Source organism: Morganella morganii H1r (assembly GCF_000633515.1).
Classification (GTDB): domain Bacteria; phylum Pseudomonadota; class Gammaproteobacteria; order Enterobacterales; family Enterobacteriaceae; genus Morganella; species Morganella morganii_B.
On sequence record NZ_AYMP01000010.1, the window covers coordinates 115,957 to 136,033 of the forward strand.

The following is a 20,077-nucleotide window of genomic DNA, read 5'->3' on the forward strand; positions in this document are numbered from 1 at the left end:
GGGCAGATAAATACACTTAAGGATAATTCCGGTCAGGATTTCTCATTTTTTGCGCTATGATCACGACGGATTTCCGGTGATTAAATAAAGGATGAGTCATGAAAAGGGGTATTTTTTTATCTGTGGTGATTGCATTGCTGGCCGGATGTAAGGAAACCCCGCCGCCTGCGCCGGACGGATATTATGTGATTGATGATATTACCGTCACGTATGATAACCCGGCGGATAATGCGCCGGAGAACAGTGATCCGGAAAAAAATGTCAAAGCCGCCATCCGCGACACCATGGTCAGCCTGAAAGACACCACATTCTTCTGGTTTGAGCCGGGCAGAGTCACGGTGGATAACAGCGGCAACCGTTTTGACAGTGAGATTCATGGCGATACGTTTGATCTGAATAATATACAGACCACCTGGACATCACCGGACAGCGGGCAAACCGTCTATCTGACCACGGAAAAAGAGGGCGCGTGCGGCTTTTTTAACTGCACCCTGAAAATGACCCTTTCCCGTGCCGATCACACCTCCGAAAAACTGGCAGGTATGAAAGCAGTGTCCGATGTCAGAGTCTCCGCCTATGAAGGGTATCTGGAGACGCAGCGTCAGTATTACAAAGATAACGGTTTCCCGCCGGTTTCCGGTGACACCATCAGAATGACAGAAAATATCTCCGTCACCCTGCCGGAAACAATGGCCATCGGCCTGAAAAAGCAGGAGGACGGCGATTATGTCCGTGATATCGGCGGCCTTCATATTGAGAGTGGTGATGATAATACGGAGGTTTACCGCTTCCGTGATCCGCTCAGTGATGCGGAAGGTATCATTCATCTGGTGACAGTCCCGAAATACCGCTGGCGTTTTGATGAATGGCTGAATCAGCAAAAAGGTATTGTCTATCAGGAAGATAATGGTGCGGTTTACTACAACCGCCGGGGCAGGCCGGAGTGTACCTATTTCCGTTATGACCAGAAAGAGCGGCGCTATGTGATTATTGTGGTGGAAACTGCGGATCAGATGATGATGCAGCGGATGTACAGTATTGCGCGATCTGCCGGGAAAAATCCGCCACCTGAAGCAAAAGGCAATAAATAAGTAAAAAAATGCCCGGCGTTGCCGGGCATTTGCATGATGATGAATTATGACTCCTTGGTGCTGATATAGATGTTTTTCACTTCGGTATAGGCATCCAGCATCATTTTATGGGTTTCCCGTCCCAGTCCGGAGTTTTTATAACCGCCGAACGGGGCATGTGCAGGCAGCTCATGGTAGGTATTCACCCACATACGGCCGGTTCTGACTGCTTTTGCCACACGCAGTGCGCGGTTGATATCCTGTGTCCAGACCGCACCACCCAGCCCGTACTCGGAATCATTGGCCATCGCGACAACGTCATCCTCATCACTGAACGGGATCACCACCAGTACCGGCCCGAAAATCTCTTCGCGGGCAACACGCATCTGGTTGGTGACATTGGTGATAATCGTCGGCTTCATAAAGAACCCGGCATCCAGCCCGTCACTGGTCAGGCGCTCGCCGCCGGTGAGGATGGTGGCACCCTCTTTTTTCGCCAGTTCCACATAGCTGAGGATGGTATCGAGCTGTCCCTGACTGACCTGGCTGCCCATCTGAGTATCTTTCGCCATAGGGTCACCGACTTTGACAGATTCAAAACGGGCTTTCAGTTTTTTCAGGAATTCGTCGTGAATATCTTTGTGCAGGAACAGGCGTGAACCGGATTCACAGGCCTGACCCTGGTTCATCAGGATCGCGATAGCTGCATATTTGACGGCTTTTTCCATATTGGCATCCGGGAACACGATATTCGCGGATTTACCGCCCAGCTCCAGAGTGGCCGGGATCAGTTTTTTCGCGGCAGCGGCAGCAACAGTGTAACCAACGCTGGTGGAGCCGGTGAACGCCACTTTATCCACATCCGGATGGTCAAGAATCGCCTGGCCGACCACGGATCCGCGACCGGTGACAATATTAATCACCCCGGCAGGCAGGACATCATTCAGAATACGTCCCAGTTCCAGAAGGGTCAGCGGGGTCAGGCTGGCCGGGTTGATTACCACTGTATCCCCGGCGGCAATGACCGGTGCCAGTTTCCAGGCTGCCATCAGCAGCGGGAAGTTCCACGGGATAATCTGACCGACAACACCGAGCGGCTCGCGGATCACCAGACTCAGGGTGTTTTCATCCAGCACATCGGCCTGGTCGGAATGGGCACGGATAGCCCCTGCAAAGTAGCGGAAATGGTCAATCGCGGCCGGTAGATCGATGGAATTGGCCTCATTATACGGCTTACCGTTGTCGAGGGATTCCAGGGTAGCGAAGCGCTCTTTTTCGGCTTCCAGGCGGTCGGCAATTTTCAGTAATAATTGCTGACGCTCAGCAGGGGAGGTATGGCGCCAGGTTTCAAAGGTTTTTTTGGCGGCGGCAACTGCGGTATTAACATCCTGCGCGGTACCGGCCGGATAATCTGCCAGTAATTCACCGGTTGCGGGGTTAAATGTCTGGCTTTTGGCGTGATCACTGCTTTCGACCCACTGGCCGTTAATCAGCATTTTGTAGGATGGCTGAGGACGCAGAGCCTGTTCTATATCTTTCAGTTTAATCATTATCTTCTCCGTTCTGTCCGGGTGACTGATGAGTGCCGGGACGGCCTCATCGGTACAACAAGGCGTAAATACATGAGCGCATAACGACACGTAATTATTAACGTCCTTAAACATTACCATATCAAACTATTAACGTGGCAATGAATTTGGCGATAACTGCAAAAGGCAGCATTAATTACCAAAAATCAGCCCGCCAGCAAAAGCCGCCCGGCAAACAGCAGCAGAACAGTGCCGATGACATTGTCGAACAACCGGCTGTGCGCGAGGAACCGCTCGCGGATACGCTGGTGTGAGAACAGAACGGAGACGGCCATAAACCAGGCCGCATTTACGCCGCACATCCACACGCCGTAGAACAGTTTGACCGTCACCGGCGTGGACGGACTGACCAGCGTGGTGAACATGGCCAGGAAAAACAGCATCGCCTTCGGGTTGGTGGCGTTGGTCAGAAATCCCATCCAAAATGCCTTTCCGGCCGTTTGTGCCGGGCGGGCATCCGGGCTCTCCGGGGTGATAACGGCACTTGCGCCTTTACTGCGCAGAAACTGAATGCCCAGCCAGATAAGATACGCCGCACCAATGTATTTTGCGGTATCCATCAGCCACGGCGTGGCCTGCATCAGGGCTGTCACACCAGCCAGTGTGTACACCACATGCACGGAAATCCCGGCACCGATACCGAGCGCTGTCATCAGCCCGGCTTTGCGTCCGTGATAAATACTCTGGCGCAGCGTCACGGCAAAGTCCGGCCCCGGTGAGACAACAATGAAAAAATGGACGAGCGCAAGCGCCAGAAATTCACTCTGGTTGAACAGATTTATCATAACCTCAGCAGGTCAGCAGGTCAGCAGGTAGCAGGGGCGGCAGGAGTGCCGCCGCAGAGAGACAGGCTCCGTCAGGCGACGTCGTACTGAACGGACAGAACGCCCTTTTTGGTTTTCACCGATTTCAGCACCAGTGTGCCGATTTCACCGAGTGACTGCACGTGTGTACCGCCGCAGGAGTAAGGCTCAAAATCCGCAAACCGGATCTGAAACATACCGTCCTCATCCTGATAGTGATGGCAGGGGTGATCCGCGTCGATCAGCGCCTGACAGTGACGGCGGACATCTTCCTGATCCACGATCACCGGGGAACCGGCAGGAATATACCGGATCCGCCCTTCATCCGGCCAGTGATGGCCTTTGGTCGGTTTCCAGCCGAAAGTTTCCATCACATGAGAAAGCAGGTGCCCGCCGGTATGCAGCCGCGAGTGCAACTGACGTTTCTCCGCATCGACATTCATCTGAACTTCGCCGGGGGCGACCGGGATATCGGTGTAATGAATGATACCTTCCGGCATAAAAGCAGTGTGAATCACAGTGGCATCACCGAGCGTGCCGGTATCACCCGGTTGTCCGCCGCCCTGCGGATGGAACAGGGTTTTATCGAGGATAACCGCATAGCGCCCGTCCTCTGCCGGACGGCATTCCAGGACAGTGGCGGAGCCTTGTAAGGTGCGGCTGGTCAGGTAGCATTTTTCTGTCATGGTGATGTGTGCCTCATTATTATTGTGTCGTGTTGTCTGACATTGTATTGCAGGCACTGTCATATGATAATACGGCAAAAATGCAAAGGATTTATTCCCTGTGATCACAAATGAAACCCTCGCATTACTCGAGGAAATGGCGGTATTTGCCAAAGTGGTGGAAACCGGCAGTTTCTCAGAAGCGGCCCGGCAACTGGGCGCTACTCCGTCTGCGATCAGCCGTGCGGTCTCGCGGCTGGAGCGCGCCCTGAATACCCGGTTATTGCAGCGTACGACCCGCAAGCTGCGTCTGAATGAGAGCGGTAAGGCTGTGTATCAGCACTGTCAGGCGCTGGTCAATTCTGCGGGCGCGGTGATGAGCGCCAGCGGGCAGTTCAGTGAAATACCGTCCGGGCTGGTGCGTCTGGGCGCACCGAAAGCGCTGGGTTACTTTATGGTGCATCCGCTTATCAATGAGTTCCTCGAAATGAATCCCGGTGTGAATGTGATGCTGCGCCTGGAAGATCGCTATATGGATCTGATTGATGAGGAGATCGATCTTGCCATCCGCATTACCAATGAACCGCCGCCGGGACTTATCGGCAAGCGGCTGTTTACGGTCAGCCATATTTTGTGCGCCACGCCGCAATACCTGGCGGAACATGGTGCTCCGTCTCATCCGCAGGAACTGAAGGATCACAGCTGCCTGTTTCTCAGTGAGGAAGCGGCAGATACCCGCTGGCGTTTTCAGCAGGGGAATAAAGTGGTGTCTGTGAATGTACACGGGCGTTATTCATCAAACCACAGTGGCGTGCGGCTTGGCGGGGTGAAATCACACCTAGGGATCGGCGGGCTGCCGGTATTTACGGCACGTAAATCGCTGGAGAGCGGGGAGATTGTGCAGGTTCTGCCGGACTGGACCTTTAAAACCCGTTACAGCGGGGATGCCTGGCTGCTGTATCCGCCGTCGCGTTATCAGCCGCCGCATATGATGGTGTTGATTGATTATCTGGTGAAAAAACTGCGGACATAAAAAAAGCGCCTTTAAGGCGCTTTTTTTATATCTGTCTGATAAATCAGAATGCTTTGCTGTATTTTGCAATGATAGCAGCAGCACGGGTCAGATTAGAGAAGAAAGTTTTGATACTTTTCATAATGAACTCCTGCTTTTGAATTAGGTTAGTAAGCGTGTTTTGCTTCGATGGGGGTATGATACCAGTTTTGTGATGTGGGTCAACATTAAATTCAACTATTTTTTAATGATTGCAAAATCATTTTAATAACAAAAAAGCAGTGAAAAATAGCAGAAGTGAACATCGGAACCGGGATAAGGCAGTGTGTTTCTGCTGGTTGTTGTTTACTGAATTGATTTGTAAGGATTTTATAATCAGTAAAAAGATGTTGAAAATGTTAGACGCACGTTACGACAGCGAATAAAGCAGAGGTGGTGCCTCAGTTCCGATCAGTCGCTTCAACTTTTGTTGAAAGCCGGATCGCAGGCAATAAAAAAGCGCCCCGGAGGCGCTTTTCTTAAATCTGTCTGATAAATCAGAATGCTTTGCTGTATTTTGCAATGATAGCAGCAGCACGGGTCAGATTAGAGAAGAAAGTTTTGATACTTTTCATAATGAACTCCTGCTTGTGAATTAGGTTAGTAAGCGTGTTTTGCTTCGATGGGGGTATGATACCAGTTTTGTGATGTGGGTCAACATTAAATTCAATTATTTTTTAATGATTACAAAATCATTTTAATAACAAAAAAGCAGTGAAAAATAGCAAAAATGAACATCGGAACCGGGATAAGGCAGTGTTTTTCTGCTGGTTATTGTTTACTGAATTGATTTGTAAGGGTTTTATAATCAGTAAGAAGATGTTGAAAATGTTAGACGCACGTTACGACAGCGAATAAAGCAGAGGTGGTGCCTCAGTTCCGGTCAGTCGCTTCAACTTTTGTTGAAAGCCGGATCGCAGGCAATAAAAAAGCGCCCCGGAGGCGCTTTTCTTAAATCTGTCTGATTTAATCAGAATGCTTTGCTGTATTTTGCAATGATAGCAGCAGCACGGGTCAGATTAGAGAAGAAAGTTTTGATACTTTTCATAATGAACTCCTGCTTGTGAATTAGGTTAGTAAGCGTGTTTTGCTTCGATGGGGGTATGATACCAGTTTTGTGATGTGGGTCAATATTAAATTCAACTATTTTTTAATGATTACAAAATCATTTTAATAACAAAAAAGCAGTGAAAAATAGCAAAAGTGAACATCGGAACCGGGATAAAACAGCGTGTTTCTGCTGGTTGTGATTTATTTAATTGATTTTGATGGATTTATTCCTGATCTAAAGATGACTGAAATGTTAGTGACACGTTACAGCGGCAGAGAAACCGGCTGTTTTGCCTCTGAGGTGGTTATCTGTTTCAACTTTTTTTGAAAGGATCACACGGTGATAAAAAAAGGGTGGCCGGAGCCACCCAAAACTGTGCATTTAAAGGATGAGACTGTTATTTTAATTAATGGCGGTTGCGCACTAACTGATAGCGGCGCGTAATGTATTCGACCGGCGCACTCCAGATATGCACCAGACGGCAGAACGGGAAGATCAGGAACAGCGTCATACCCAGCACCAGGTGCATGCGGAAGATAAAGGCAACCCCTTCCAGATGCTCTGACGCGCCCCCCTGAAATGTCACGACAGACTGCGCCCAGCCGACCAGTTTCATCATCTCGCTGCCGTCGGTGTGCTGCGCGGAGAACGGAATGGTGCCCAGTCCCAGAATCACCTGGATCACCAGCAGGGTGATGATCAGGATATCGCCCGCAGACGATGTTGCACGGACGCGCGGGTTGGTCAGACGGCGTTTGAGCAGCAGACCGCCGCCGATCAGGGTCATTACCCCGCAGGCACCGCCCGCCACCATCGCCAGCATCTGTTTCTGCGCCACGGTGATAAATGGCTCATACATCCAGTGCGGGGTCAGCATGCCGACGAAATGCCCGAAGAAAATACCGATGATCCCGACATGGAACAGGTTGGAGGCCAGACGCATCCCTTTTTTATCCAGCATCTGACTGGAACCGGCACGCCAGGTGTATTGTCCGTAGTCATAGCGCAGCCAGCTGCCGATGATAAACACCGCACCCGCGATATACGGATAGATATCAAAGAAAAACGTATTCAGGAAATTCATGGAGTTACTCCTTTCGCCGCAGGGGGAACCGGCGCGTCACCCACCTGAATGTAATTCGGGGCGACACTCTGTGAAAAACGACGCTCATGCTGTGCCAGAACAGAATTGTCACAGCCTTTATCGGCCAGGAATGTCACCTGTTCTTCTTCCCAGACCGCATCCAGCGCAGCCGGGGTGTCATCACGGGCTTCACCGTCCACCTGACGGGTCAGTGCGCTGAGTGTCAGGTCGCTGTCCGCCATTGCCAGCAGCAGGCTGAACAGTTCATGGTAATGACTTTCGCGCTGACGCAGGCGCTCACCGAGCAGGGCGAGGATCGGTGCGATGTCTTTCAGTCCCTGACAGGCCTGTTCCGGCGGCATAACAGAGAGGTATTCCAGATAAACCGGCAGATAATCCGGCAGTTCGCGGCTGCTGAGGGTGATCCCGGCCTGCTCATACTGCTCCAGCAGAGACACCATCGCCTGGCCGCGATCGCGTGATTCACCGTAAACGTGTTCAAACAGCAGCAGAGAGGTGGCTCTGCCGCGATCAAACAATTCACTGTAGCGCGCCTGGCTGTCGAGCAGCGGCTCTGAGGTCAGTTCAGCGACGAAGTACATCAGTGCAGCGGCCTGAGTCAGGCGCAGCTCGTGCGCCTGTTCAATCTCTGCAATCAGTTCGTCGCGGTGTGCCCAGAGCTCCTCACCCGGGTAATCCAGCAGACAGCCGATGATTTTTAAGCTGATCATGATGAATGCCTCTCTGAGATTGGCGCATCTGCCGGTGTTTTCTGCGTGATATCAATGGCATCGATGCGGCGGCTGTTAAACAGATTAAATTTGGTATCGCTGCCGTGGCAGCCGTCACCGAAGCTGAATCCGCAGCCGTTACGCTCAGGGAATGCCTCACGGGCCAGTTCGCGGTGCGATGACGGGATAACAAAGCGATCCTCATAATTCGCGATAGCCAGATAGCGGTACATTTCCTGTGCCTGGGCTTCTGTCAGACCCACTTCTTCCAGCGCACTGATATCGCGGGTTTTATCCACGGTTTCCGCACGTTTGTAGTGACGCATGGCCAGCATCCGTTTCAGGGCACGCAGTACCGGCGCGGTATCCCCGGCGGTCAGCAGGTTGGCGAGATACTGAACCGGGATGCGCAGACTTTCCACATCCGGCAGTACGCCGCTGTGCGGCAGCATACCCGCATCGCTGACAGACTGAATCGGTGACAGAGGCGGCACATACCAGACCATCGGCAGGGTGCGGTATTCCGGATGCAGCGGCAGAGCGAGTTTCCACTCCATCGCCATTTTGTAGACCGGCGATTTCTGTGCCGCGTCAATCACACTCAGCGGAATGCCGTCTTTCTGTGCCTGACGGATCACTTCCGGGTCGTTCGGGTCGAGGAAGATCCCGAGCTGACGCTCATACAGATCTTTTTCGTTATCCGCACTTGCCGCTTCTTCAATGCGATCCGCATCATAGAGCAGCACACCGAGATAACGGATTCGGCCCACACAGGTTTCCGAACAGACGGTCGGCTGACCGGCTTCGATACGCGGATAGCAGAAAATACATTTCTCGGATTTACCGCTCTTCCAGTTGAAGTAGATTTTTTTGTACGGGCAGCCGGTCAGGCACATACGCCAGCCGCGGCATTTGTCCTGATCGATAAGGACGATGCCGTCTTCCGCACGTTTGTAGATCGCACCGCTCGGACAGGTCGCGACACAGGCCGGGTTCAGACAGTGTTCACACAGACGCGGCAGATACATCATAAAAGTCTGCTCAAACTGGCCGTACATCTCTTTCTGCATGTCGGCAAAGTTTTTGTCCGCGCTGCGGCGGCTGAATTCACCGCCGAGGTCATCTTCCCAGTTCGGGCCGTTTTCGATTTTTGTCATGCGCTGACCGGTGATCAGTGAGCGCGGACGGGCGGTCGGCAGATTGCCTTCCGGGGCGTTTTTCAGATGATCATAGTCGTAAGTGAACGGCTCATAATAATCATCCAGCTCCGGCTGATCGGGGTTGGCGAAGATTTTTGACAGCAGGCCGATTTTGTTACCCATACGCGGCACCAGTTTGCCGCGGATGTTTTTGATCCAGCCGCCTTTCCATTTTTCCTGGTCTTCCCAGTTATGCGGGTAGCCCAGGCCGGGTTTGGTTTCGACGTTATTGAACCATGCGTATTCCACACCTTCGCGGCTGGTCCAGACGTTTTTACAGGTAACAGAGCAGGTATGACAACCGATACATTTATCCAGGTTCAATACCATGCCGACTTGGGAACGTATCTTCATTATGCTTTCTCCTGCCCGCTCAGGGTCTGTTGATAACCATCCTGCTCACCGTCGAGCCAGTCCACATTTTTCATTTTGCGGACCACCACAAACTCGTCGCGGTTGGAGCCGACAGTGCCGTAATAGTTAAAGCTGTATGCCAGGTGGCTGTAACCGCCGATCATATGGGTCGGTTTCGGGCAGACACGGGTGACGGAGTTATGAATACCGCCGCGCATACCGGTCACTTCCGAGCCCGGCAGGTTAATCTGACGCTCCTGGGCGTGATACATAAAGATCATACCGTCCGGGATACGCTGGCTGACAATTGCACGGGCAGTCAGTGCGCCGTTGCTGTTGAAAGCTTCGATCCAGTCGTTATCCTCAATCCCCAGTGAACGGGCATCGTCCTCACTCAGCCATACTACCGGGCCACCACGGCCGAGGGTCAGCATCAGCTGGTTGTCGCTATAGGTGGAGTGAATACCCCATTTCTGGTGCGGGGTCAGGAAGTTCAGGGCTTTCTCCGGATAGCCGTTTGGTTTCGCGCCCAGCAGCGGTTGTGCCGCGCGGGTATCCACCGGCGGACGGTACACCACCAGGGCCTCACCGAATGCACGCATCCATTCATGATCCTGATACAACTGCTGACGACCGCTCAGGGTACGCCACGGGATCATCTCGTGAACGTTGGTGTAACCCGCGTTATAAGAGACATGTTCATCTTCCAGGCCGGACCAGGTCGGGCTGGAGATAATTTTGCGCGGCTGCGCCACGATGTCGCGGAAGCGGATTTTTTCATCTTCTTTATGGATAGCGAGATGCGTATGGTCGCGGCCGGTCACTTTACCGAGCGCATCCCAGGCTTTCACCGCCACATGGCCGTTGGTTTCCGGTGCCAGTGACAGCACGACTTCTGCCGCATCAATCGCGGTTTCAATTGCCGGACGGCCTTCCGCAGCGCCCTCAGTACGGGTGCGGTTGAGTTTTTTCAGGAAATCGACTTCTTCCTGCGTATTCCAGCTGATACCTTTACCGCCGTTGCCGAGTTTATCCAGCAGCGGCCCCAGCGAGGTAAAGCGGGCATAGGTGTTCGGATAATCGCGCTCGACCACCATCAGGTGCGGTGCGGTTTTCCCCGGGATCAGGTCACATTCGCCTTTTTTCCAGTCCTTCACATCAAACGGCTGCGCGATTTCGGCAGCGGAGTCATGCTGGATTGGCAGGGTGACAATATCGGTCTCTTTACCCAGGTGGCCCGGGCAGAGTTCAGAGAAGGATTTGGCGATCCCTTTGTAGATTTCCCAGTCGGTTTTGGATTCCCAGGCCGGATCGACCGCAGCGGTCAGCGGATGAATGAACGGATGCATATCCGAGGTGTTCATATCATCTTTTTCATACCAGGTCGCGGTCGGCAGCACGATATCCGAGAACAGGCAGGTGCTGGACATACGGAAATCGAGTGTCACCACCAGATCCACTTTTCCTTCCGGGGCATTATCCACCCATTCCGCTTCTTCCGGTTTCACGCTGCCCTGTTCGCCGAGATCTTTACCCAGCAGACCGTTTTCGGTGCCGAGCAGGTATTTCAGCAGATATTCATGGCCTTTACCGGCGGAGCCGAGCAGGTTGGAACGCCAGATAAACAGGTTGCGCGGAAAGTTCTGCGGATTGTCCGGCTGTTCCGCCGCAAAGCGGATTGCACCGCTCTTCAGGGCTTCTGCGGTGTAAGCCTGCGGATCCTGACCGGCTTCTTTTGCTCTCGCCGCGATTGTCAGCGGGTTCACGTTCAGCTGCGGTGCGGACGGCAGCCAGCCCATGCGTTCAGCGCGGATGTTGAAGTCCAGCAGGCTGCCGCTGAAGCGGGATTTGTCCGCCAGCGGGGAGAGAAGCTCCTGCGGCTGAACAGTTTCATAACGCCACTGGCTTGAGTGGTTATAGAAGAACGAGGTGCTGTTCATATGGCGCGGCGGACGTGACCAGTCCAGCCCGAACGCCAGCGGTAACCAGCCGGTCTGCGGACGCAGTTTTTCTTGGCCCACATAGTGTGACCAGCCGCCGCCGCTCTGGCCGACGCAGCCGCAGAACACCAGCATATTGATGATGCCGCGGTAGGTCATATCCATGTGATACCAGTGGTTGATACCGGCACCGACAATCACCATTGAACGGCCGTGGGTTTTCTCGGCGTTATCGGCAAACTCACGGGCAATACGGGAGATGTGATGCTGACTGACGCCGGTCACTTTTTCTGCCCAGGCCGGGGTATAGGCCTTGATTTCGCTGTAATCCGACGCGCAGTTCACATCATTCAGACCACGATCAATACCGTAGTTGGCGAGGGTTAAATCGAAAACACTTGCCACACGGACTTCACTGCCGTCTGCCAGACGTACCACTTTCACCGGCAATTTGTGCATCAGCACTTCATCCAGTGCCACACCTTCGAAGAACTCATTTTCAATGCCGCCGAAATACGGGAAAGCGACATCAGCAACTTCATCGTGCTTATCCAGCAGGCTCAGCTGCATGGTGATCTCATCACCACTCTTGCCGTCACGCGGCTCCAGGTTCCATTTGCGGGATTTGTCCCAGCGGAACCCGATAGAGCCCTGTGGTGCCACCAGTTGCTGACTGTTTTCATCAACAGCGATGGTTTTCCACTCAGCATTTTCTTTCTCGCCGAGAGAATCCATCAGATCAGATGCCCGCAGCATACGGCCCGGCACATAGCCGCCTTCCGCACGCGGATCCAGCATTACCAGCATCGGCATATCACTGTAAGTGCGGACATAATTGGTGAAGTATTCCGCCTGACGCTTCGCGTGGAACTCATTGAGGATCACGTGGCCCATTGCCAGTGCAACGGCGCTGTCTGTACCCTGTTTCGGGTTCAGCCACTGGTCGCACAATTTAGCGATTTCAGCATAATCGGGCGTGATAGCGACCGTTTTGGTCCCTTTATAACGGACTTCGGTGAAGAAGTGCGCATCCGGGGTACGGGTCTGCGGGACGTTGGAACCCCAGGCAATCAGATAAGAGGAGTTATACCAGTCTGCGGATTCCGGCACGTCAGTCTGCTCACCCCAGGTTTGCGGGGAGGCAGGCGGTAAGTCGCAGTACCAGTCATAGAAACTCAGGCAGGCACCGCCGATCAGGGATAAATAACGGGCACCGGAGGCATAGGAAACCATCGACATCGCCGGGATCGGTGAGAAGCCGATAATACGGTCGGGGCCGAACTGTTTGGCAGTCACAATATTGGCTGCCGCAATCATTTCATTCACTTCCTGCCAGTCGGAACGGACAAACCCGCCGCGTCCGCGAGCCTGTTTGTAGCTTTTGGCTTTTGCCTCATCATTAATAATGGATGCCCACGCATCGACCGGATCCGCGTGCTGTGCTTTCGCCTCACGCCACAGTTTGATCAGGCGTTTGCGTACCATCGGATATTTCACGCGGTTTGCGCTGTACAGATACCAGGAATAGCTGGCACCACGCGGACAACCGCGAGGCTCATGATCCGGCAGATCAGGACGGGTACGCGGGTAGTCCGTCTGCTGCGTTTCCCAGGTCACCAGCCCGTTTTTCACGTAAATCTTCCAGCTGCATGAACCGGTACAGTTCACGCCGTGGGTGGAACGGACAATTTTGTCATGCTGCCAGCGGCTGCGGTAACCATCTTCCCAGTCGCGGTTGACGTTCAGCTCTTGTCCGTGGTCGCCGGAGAAGGTTTCCCCGCGCTGCTTAAAATAACGGAATCTGTCTAAAAACTTGCTCATTCGGTAATCCCCCGATAAGCGCCGGGCGCTCACATTGCTCTGATTATCAGAATTGAATTAATTATTTTTTACGGCCGTATACCAGCCATGTGGTCAGAATGCAGACCACATAAAAGACAACGAACACTTTCATTGCACCGGCAGGCGAGCCGGTCAGTGTCAGTGAAATACCAAAGGCATTCGGGATAAAGAACCCGCCGATAGCGCCGATGGCAGAGATAAAACCGAGTGCGGCAGCACTTTCGGTGATAGCTTCATGCTGGGCTTCTTTTTCGGTACCGCCCTGTGCCAGCACGCGCTCAGTGGTGATTTTGCGGAACACCACCGCAATCATCTGGAAAGTAGAGCCGCTGCCGAGACCGGCAGTGAAAAACAGCACCATAAAGACGCCGAAGAAGGCGGCAAATGAACCGGCATCATTTTTGCCCGGCAGTGTGAAAAACAGCAGGAAGGCGAAAACCGCCATCACCACAAAGTTAATAAAGGTCACGCGGATGCCGCCGAATTTATCGGAGAGGAATCCCCCCAGCGGACGGGCCAGCGCACCCAGTAACGGGCCGAAGAAGGCAAATTTCAGGATAACAATATCCGGGAACTGGGTTTTCGACAGCATGGCAAACCCGGCGGAAAACCCGATAAATGAGCCGAATGTGGAGAGATAAAGGAAGCTCAGGATCCACAGATGTTTGCGTTTCAGAACCGGTAACTGTTCTTTCAGGGACGCTTTGTTGGCCGAGAGATCGTTCATCCCCAGCCAGGCCGCAGCAGTAAACAGCAGCAGGAACGGCACCCAGATCCACGCGGCATTCTGTAACCACAGCTCAGAGCCGTCCGGCTGGGTCACACCGGTGCCGCCCATAAAGCTGAACACCCCGAACGTCACAATAAACGGTGCGACCAGCTGCATCACACTCACACCGAGGTTACCCAGCCCGCCGTTGATACCCAGTGCTCCGCCCTGTTTCGCTTTCGGGAAGAAGAAGCTGATATTCCCCATACTGGAGGCAAAGTTTGCCCCGGCAAAGCCGCACAGCAGGGCGATAATCACAAACACCGCATACGGCGTTGACGGGTTCTGCACCGCAAACCCGAGCCATACACACGGCACAATCAGGATCAGGGTACTGAACGCCGTCCAGCGGCGGCCGCCGAAAATCGGGATCACAAAGGAATAAGGAACGCGCAGGAGTGCGCCGGAAACAGACGGCAGGGCGGTCAGCATAAACAGCTGATCGGTGGTAAAGTTAAAGCCGACTTTCGGGAGATTGACGGCAACGGCGCTGAACAGCATCCACACACAGAATGCCAGTAACAGGCAGGGAACGGAGATCCACAGGTTGCGTGATGCAACCCGGTGCCCGCTCTCTGCCCAGAATTTTTCATCTTCCGGGCGCCAGTCGGTAATGACGCCCGCTGATGCCTTGTCTTCGGAGATCTGAGCCATAATACACCTCAAAATTATGCTGAAATTAAAGGCGTTTTACGTGTGTTATAAGGTGCTGATACTGATCTTAATCAAAGGGTGAACCGATTGATTTTTAAGCGCAAAACCGTCATTCTACTTTAGGGGTACGGTTGTTAATCTGATGAAAACAAGTAAAATCAATTGGTTAGTATCGGTATGATTAGTGTGGTTTATAATGGCTAATCCCTCAGGGTTTTAAGGGGTACTACTTTGGTGGTAAGTGCTTTTTCAGGGAAATCAGAGAAAATAACCGGTCAGTTCAGAGGAGCATCAGTGCATGCTGAAACACACATCCATTCTCACACAAATCACCGGTTTTATGGTGCTGCTTACCGTCTTTGCGGTGATCGGCATGGGGCTGACCAATCAGATCACCGAAAGTGTGCAGGGTAATGCACATGCGATTAATAAATCCGGTACATTGCGGATGCAGAGCTACCGTTTCTTATCTGAAATCCCGCTGACCGGGCATTCACAGCAATATCTCAATGATTTTGAATCTGATTTAACCCTGCTTGCCGGGATGAAAGCGGTGAGTCCTGCAAAAATACAACAGCAGTTTCTGGCTATTGAGCAGACCTGGCGGCAGAAGCTGCGCCCGGCGCTGGAAGCGGCAAAACAGCCGGAAGAGGCCCGCGTTCCGGTGGCTGCGTTTGTCGGTCAGATTGACAGCCTGGTGTCTGCCATTGACCATCAGACCGAATCCACCATCCGGCTGGTGGCGGCTATTCAGCTGGTCTTTATCGCACTGATGATTTTACTGCTGCTGTTGTCGGCACGGCATTTCCGCCGCCGGATACTCCATCCGTGGCAGCGGCTGCTGGCACAGGCGGATGCGATGGGGCAGGGGAATTTTCAGCCGCGCTTTGCGGATTATGACCACCGCGACGAAATTACCATGATCGGCAATACCCTTAACCGCACAGCAGAGGAGCTGTCTGCGCTCTACGGGGAGCTGGAATCGCGGGTGGCGGTCAAAACACAGGATTTGCAGGAAAAAAACCAGATGCTGGCCTTTTTATATAAGAGCGGGCAGCGGCTGAATAACACCAACGACCTGACTACCCAGCTGACGGATATTCTGCGCGACCTGCATCAGATCATGCCGGAAGGGGCACTGTGCCTGCGGATCTTTGAGGATAATAATGCTACCCGTTTTACTGAAATCGGTGACTGCGGCTGTATGCCGTCACAAACACAGGAACAGCTGACCTGGAATCTGAGCGGACCGATTAACCGTTACGGGGTATTGACGCTTCTGTTACCGGCCGGACAGCAGCTGAACAGTGAGCAGCAGAATATGATGCAGATGCTGAGCAAACAAATTATCTCTGCTTTTGCGCTGGCGTATCAGCATGAGCAGCAGCAACAGCTGATTCTGATGGATGAACGCTCAGTGATTGCCCGCGAACTTCACGATTCTATCGCGCAGTCATTATCCTGCCTGAAAATTCAGATAAGCTATTTACAGATGCATTCCGCGCAGATCCCGGAAAATTGTCAGATACTGCTGACTGAAATGCGCCAGGAAGTGAATGGCGCTTATCATCAGCTGCGTGAACTTCTGACCACTTTCCGCCTGAAACTGACTGAGCCGGGATTGCTTGCGGCGTTACAGAGCACACTGGAGGAGTTTGAGCAGCGGATGGGTTACCGCATCGGTTTTGATTTTCAGCTCTCCGGGCGCCAGGTCTCCGCGCACCAGACCATTCATGTGGTGCAGATTGTCCGCGAGGCGCTGAGTAACATCCTCCAGCATGCCAATGCGTCGAGGGCGCAGGTGATATGCCGGTCAGAAGATCAGATGATTTATATCAGCGTGGAAGATAACGGGGAAGGCATCCCGGAACATCCGGAAAAAAATAATCATTACGGGTTATCCATCATGCGGGAACGTGCAGCCACACTGCACGGAACCTGCCGGATAACCACACGGGAACAGGGCGGCACTCAGGTGCTGATAAGCTTTCCCGCGAATACAACTATAAGAATAAATGAAGACGATTCAGGAGCAAAGTAAACAATGACGAACAGAACTGCGGTACCGCTTTCCGCCGGAGAAATTATACTCAGTGATCCGGATGAAGCCGCTGATCCGGCCTCTCCCGCCACGATCCTGCTGATAGACGATCACCCGATGCTGCGTAACGGCGTCAGACAATTAATCAGCATGGAGCCGTCCCTGACAGTGGCCGGTGAAGCGGGGAACGGTCGCGATGGCATTGCGCTGGCGGAATCACTCGATCCGGATCTGATTCTGCTGGATCTGAATATGCCGGACATGAACGGCTTTGAAACCCTGGACATTCTGCGGCGCAAACCGCTCTCCGGCCGGGTGGTGGTATTCAGTGTGTCCAACTACCGGGAAGATCTGATTACGGCACTGCGCCGCGGGGCGGATGGCTATCTGCTCAAGGATATGGAGCCGGAGGAACTGCTGGTGGCACTGCGTCAGGCGGCGGCCGGTAAAATGGTGGTCTCCCCGGCACTGACTGAAGTGCTGGCAGGGGCGCTGCGTGAAGTGCGCAGTGATGATGAGCCGGATATCAACAGCCTTACCCCGCGTGAGCGCGACATACTGAAACTGATCGCTCAGGGACAGCCGAATAAAATGATCGCCCGTAAACTGGATATCACTGAAAGTACGGTAAAAGTGCATGTGAAAAACCTGATGAAAAAGATGAAGGTAAAATCACGGGTAGAAGCAGCAGTATGGGTGCTGCAAAACAAATAGTACCGGTATCCGGCTTCTCTGTATAAAGGAACAGATTATGATTATTGCAGCACACCGCGGTTTTTCCGCCCGCGCACCGGAAAACACCATGGCAGCATTCCGGCAGGCGGCAGAGTTCGGCTGTCTGTGGATTGAAACCGATGTTCAGCTCAGCGCCGACGGTGTACCGGTACTGATCCACGATGAAACCGTGAATCGCACCACCAACGGCAGCGGGAAAGTGACGGATCTGACCTTACGTGAACTGCGGGCACTGGATGCCGGGTTATGGGCGGGGGAAGTGTACCGGGGGGAAAAAATTCCGCTGCTGACCGACCTGCTGGCGCTGGCGGAAGAATTTGGATTGCATTTGAACCTGGAACTGAAAACAGAGCTGACAGACAGTGACCATGCGATTGCTCAGTTGTGTGAAGCCACCGCCGCAGTGCTTGAAATGCAGAATTTCCCGGCAGAGCGGATTCTGTTTTCCGGCTTTGATACCCGTACACTGCGCCATATGCATAAACGGATGCCGCACATCCGGCGCGGACAACTCTGGGAAAAAATTCCGTCGCAGCCTCTGGCACTGCTTCAGGAGATTGACGCATTCAGTGTGCATTGCGACTGGCTTTTTCTGCGGGAAGACACGGCAAAATCGCTGAGAAAAGCCGGTTATCAGGTTTTTTGCTATACACCGAATTATCCGGAGCTGGTGGCGCATTTTGCGGACTGGGGGGTGGGGATGCTGATAACCGATAACCCTGCAATATACAGGGACGAAAATCGTTTTTCTTAATGCTATATTGCATCCGTATTACACCGGCCTCTTCCGACAGGCCGGTGTTTTTATTTAACTATCATAAAATACAAGTTATTGGAGTTATATTTAATAAATCATAATAAAATTCATTTTATTATTATCAGATGAACAAAAAGAGGATAAAAACTGTAACAAAGTGATACAGGTTTAATCATACAGGGAGTTATCTTAAATATCCTTTTTCCCGAGCCATCATTACCCATCCTGTTTGTTTTTATATAATAACCTGAAATTACATGGTTATTTCACCCGTTATTACTATTTATAGTTACTCACAGATAGATTTTACCAATTGTTCTTAAGGTAACGAAAGAAGAATGATTATTTGCATGACTGCTCAGGATTCACTTATTCTTTACCCGATCTGATAGTGATGATTTATCGGTATTATTTTGTTATCAGTGATTTTATTGCTGCTGAATAACCGGGATTAAACTCACTTAATTTGTATTTAGCTGAATAATATCAACTGAAAATAAAAGGCAGTGGCTGGCTTCTTTTCCGATAAAGGATGCAGTAATTAACAGGGATCGTTACCTTTCCGGTCTGATTCTCCGGTGGATATAGTGCATAATAACGGGATTTTTATGTTTATTACTATCGTTAATTATTCCGGATAAACCTAAAAGGAGTTAAATATCCCGGGTAAATCAGGTTTTGCTATGTGTGATAATAATATATCTCTATTGAAAGAAGTTGGTTTTTTCTTAAAAAGAAGGCGAAAAAGTCAGGGATTAACAGGTTCGGAAGTGGCTGAGAAACTGAATATCAGTCAGCAGCAGATATCCCGCTATGAACGCGGGCTGTCGGTGCTCAGTCCGGATGTCATGCTCAGGTATTGTGCGGCGCTGGGAATGACGGAGCGTGAGATCAGCGAACTTTTCTCCATTATCAGCACCCATTATCAGTCTGTTATTTCCGGGCCGGAAGAGACAGATGACACTGATAACCCGTAATGCTGACTATCCAACTGTTATGACTCTCCCTTTACGCGTGTATTTAATATCACCAACCTTTTTCTGTCTGATGACATCTGAATGCTGTTAATAATATGTTGCATTAACTTCATATCATCAGCAGACAGGTGTTTTTATTAAACCTGTAATTTCTCTCTGTAAGAGTTAATTTTATAAATAGGAATGAATGAAAATGATGATTAACAAAAAAGCACTCGTTGTAGCCGGGCTTTCACTGGTTATTTCTGCCTGCTCAACATCACCGGCAAAGAAAAACACGGCAGCAGTTAAAAATCCGCCGGTAAAACAGCAAACCCGTTCCGCAACACCAAATGTGACCGGTAATAACGCGGCACAGGCGTATGTGGGAAGTAAACAATTAGCATCTCAGGGGATTGTTATTGCATCCACCAATAACGCCTGTGTGGACGGATTTAATTTCCTTAAAGGTGTAAACCAGGCTGAATTTAATGATTTCTCATCAAGCTACGGACGTATTAATCAGAACTATACCTTCTTAAACGTTAATAAAGAAATTATGGATAAAGACTCCCGTGAAGTGTTATCCATGACGCTGAACAAAAAACTGGACACTTTATGTACCAAAGTTCAGTACGCCGGTTTCATTGGTGTGAAGGATAAAATAAAAGCACTTTCTGACATTTAATTTTTTATAGTTTTTTAATCTCATTTCGGGGATGTATTCATGCCTGCGACTTCGTATTACTCAAAAACAAAGAGGGTAACGGCATATCTGTTGCTCTT

At 51.7% G+C, this 20,077-nt stretch carries 15 protein-coding genes; 7 read left to right on the top strand and 8 right to left on the bottom strand.

What is annotated here, in order from left to right; all coding sequences use genetic code 11:
* Positions 1–98: 98 nt before the first annotated feature.
* Complete coding sequence (locus U868_RS0105770) at positions 99–1,091, top strand: hypothetical protein (RefSeq protein ID WP_025152455.1); 993 nt, start codon at positions 99–101, stop codon at positions 1,089–1,091.
* A 44-nt stretch (positions 1,092–1,135) separates the two neighbouring features.
* On the opposite strand, the gene U868_RS0105775 is transcribed toward U868_RS0105770, so the two are convergent.
* The 3 genes from U868_RS0105775 to U868_RS0105785 form a co-directional block, all read right to left on the bottom strand.
* The gene (locus U868_RS0105775) at positions 1,136–2,620 is read right to left on the bottom strand and encodes an aldehyde dehydrogenase family protein (RefSeq protein ID WP_025152456.1); all 1,485 of its coding nucleotides are present in this window, start codon (positions 2,618–2,620) and stop codon (positions 1,136–1,138) included.
* Between the two features lie 185 nt (positions 2,621–2,805).
* Positions 2,806–3,444 (bottom strand): LysE family translocator, encoded by a 639-nt coding sequence (locus U868_RS0105780; protein WP_025152457.1) that lies wholly within the window; start codon positions 3,442–3,444, stop codon positions 2,806–2,808.
* 71 nt (positions 3,445–3,515) lie between these two features.
* Entirely contained in the window at positions 3,516–4,148 is a 633-nt protein-coding gene (locus tag U868_RS0105785; RefSeq protein WP_025152458.1) for a metal-dependent hydrolase, read from the bottom strand.
* A 100-nt stretch (positions 4,149–4,248) separates the two neighbouring features.
* On the opposite strand from U868_RS0105785, the gene U868_RS0105790 reads away from it, so the two are divergent.
* The gene (locus U868_RS0105790) at positions 4,249–5,160 is read left to right on the top strand and encodes a LysR family transcriptional regulator (protein ID WP_025152459.1); all 912 of its coding nucleotides are present in this window, start codon (positions 4,249–4,251) and stop codon (positions 5,158–5,160) included.
* A gap of 1,475 nt (positions 5,161–6,635) precedes the next feature.
* Here U868_RS0105790 and narI read toward each other — a convergent pair.
* The 5 genes from narI to U868_RS0105820 all read right to left on the bottom strand — a co-directional run bounded on the left by narI (position 6,636) and on the right by U868_RS0105820 (position 14,802).
* Positions 6,636–7,313 carry a respiratory nitrate reductase subunit gamma gene (gene narI, locus U868_RS0105800; RefSeq protein WP_025152460.1) on the bottom strand — a complete coding sequence of 226 codons (678 nt, stop codon included), beginning with the start codon at positions 7,311–7,313 and terminating at the stop codon, positions 6,636–6,638.
* Positions 7,310–8,044, bottom strand: coding sequence for a nitrate reductase molybdenum cofactor assembly chaperone (narJ, locus tag U868_RS0105805; RefSeq protein WP_025152461.1), 735 nt, complete (start codon positions 8,042–8,044; stop codon positions 7,310–7,312). The genes narI and narJ overlap by 4 nt, the downstream gene beginning before the upstream one ends.
* The gene (gene narH / locus U868_RS0105810) at positions 8,041–9,597 is read right to left on the bottom strand and encodes a nitrate reductase subunit beta (protein WP_004241167.1); all 1,557 of its coding nucleotides are present in this window, start codon (positions 9,595–9,597) and stop codon (positions 8,041–8,043) included. The genes narJ and narH overlap by 4 nt, the downstream gene beginning before the upstream one ends.
* Entirely contained in the window at positions 9,597–13,358 is a 3,762-nt protein-coding gene (locus U868_RS0105815; RefSeq protein WP_025152462.1) for a nitrate reductase subunit alpha, read from the bottom strand. The genes narH and U868_RS0105815 overlap by 1 nt, the downstream gene beginning before the upstream one ends.
* Positions 13,359–13,419: 61 nt before the next feature.
* A complete protein-coding gene (locus U868_RS0105820) occupies positions 13,420–14,802 on the bottom strand; it encodes a NarK family nitrate/nitrite MFS transporter (protein WP_025152463.1) in 1,383 nt (460 codons plus the stop codon).
* A gap of 298 nt (positions 14,803–15,100) precedes the next feature.
* Here U868_RS0105820 and narX point away from each other — a divergent pair, with 298 nt between their 5' ends.
* The 5 genes from narX to U868_RS0105845 all read left to right on the top strand — a co-directional run bounded on the left by narX (position 15,101) and on the right by U868_RS0105845 (position 19,979).
* Entirely contained in the window at positions 15,101–16,843 is a 1,743-nt protein-coding gene (gene narX / locus U868_RS0105825; RefSeq protein ID WP_025152464.1) for a nitrate/nitrite two-component system sensor histidine kinase NarX, read from the top strand.
* 3 nt (positions 16,844–16,846) lie between these two features.
* The gene (narL, locus tag U868_RS0105830) at positions 16,847–17,557 is read left to right on the top strand and encodes a two-component system response regulator NarL (RefSeq protein WP_071997695.1); all 711 of its coding nucleotides are present in this window, start codon (positions 16,847–16,849) and stop codon (positions 17,555–17,557) included.
* Positions 17,558–17,594: 37 nt separating this feature from the next.
* The gene (locus U868_RS0105835; RefSeq protein ID WP_025152465.1) at positions 17,595–18,332 is read left to right on the top strand and encodes a glycerophosphoryl diester phosphodiesterase; all 738 of its coding nucleotides are present in this window, start codon (positions 17,595–17,597) and stop codon (positions 18,330–18,332) included.
* Positions 18,333–19,105: 773 nt separating this feature from the next.
* On the top strand, positions 19,106–19,312 hold the full coding sequence (locus tag U868_RS24040; RefSeq protein WP_051583025.1) for a helix-turn-helix domain-containing protein: 207 nt from the start codon (positions 19,106–19,108) through the stop codon (positions 19,310–19,312).
* 193 nt (positions 19,313–19,505) lie between these two features.
* Entirely contained in the window at positions 19,506–19,979 is a 474-nt protein-coding gene (locus U868_RS0105845; RefSeq protein WP_229064302.1) for a hypothetical protein, read from the top strand.
* Positions 19,980–20,077: the final 98 nt, after the last annotated feature.

Bases quoted from the DNA above. Each gene is read 5' to 3' on its own strand.
- narL (WP_071997695.1), top strand. From the start codon at position 16,847: ATGACGAACAGAACTGCGGTACCGCTTTCCGCCGGAGAAATTATACTC.
- narJ (WP_025152461.1), bottom strand. From the start codon at position 8,044: ATGATCAGCTTAAAAATCATCGGCTGTCTGCTGGATTACCCGGGTGAG.
- U868_RS0105835 (WP_025152465.1), top strand. From the start codon at position 17,595: ATGATTATTGCAGCACACCGCGGTTTTTCCGCCCGCGCACCGGAAAAC.
- U868_RS0105780 (WP_025152457.1), bottom strand. From the start codon at position 3,444: ATGATAAATCTGTTCAACCAGAGTGAATTTCTGGCGCTTGCGCTCGTC.
- narH (WP_004241167.1), bottom strand. From the start codon at position 9,597: ATGAAGATACGTTCCCAAGTCGGCATGGTATTGAACCTGGATAAATGT.
- U868_RS0105770 (WP_025152455.1), top strand. From the start codon at position 99: ATGAAAAGGGGTATTTTTTTATCTGTGGTGATTGCATTGCTGGCCGGA.
- U868_RS0105845 (WP_229064302.1), top strand. From the start codon at position 19,506: ATGATGATTAACAAAAAAGCACTCGTTGTAGCCGGGCTTTCACTGGTT.
- U868_RS0105785 (WP_025152458.1), bottom strand. From the start codon at position 4,148: ATGACAGAAAAATGCTACCTGACCAGCCGCACCTTACAAGGCTCCGCC.
- U868_RS0105815 (WP_025152462.1), bottom strand. From the start codon at position 13,358: ATGAGCAAGTTTTTAGACAGATTCCGTTATTTTAAGCAGCGCGGGGAA.
- narI (WP_025152460.1), bottom strand. From the start codon at position 7,313: ATGAATTTCCTGAATACGTTTTTCTTTGATATCTATCCGTATATCGCG.
- U868_RS0105820 (WP_025152463.1), bottom strand. From the start codon at position 14,802: ATGGCTCAGATCTCCGAAGACAAGGCATCAGCGGGCGTCATTACCGAC.
- narX (WP_025152464.1), top strand. From the start codon at position 15,101: ATGCTGAAACACACATCCATTCTCACACAAATCACCGGTTTTATGGTG.
- U868_RS0105775 (WP_025152456.1), bottom strand. From the start codon at position 2,620: ATGATTAAACTGAAAGATATAGAACAGGCTCTGCGTCCTCAGCCATCC.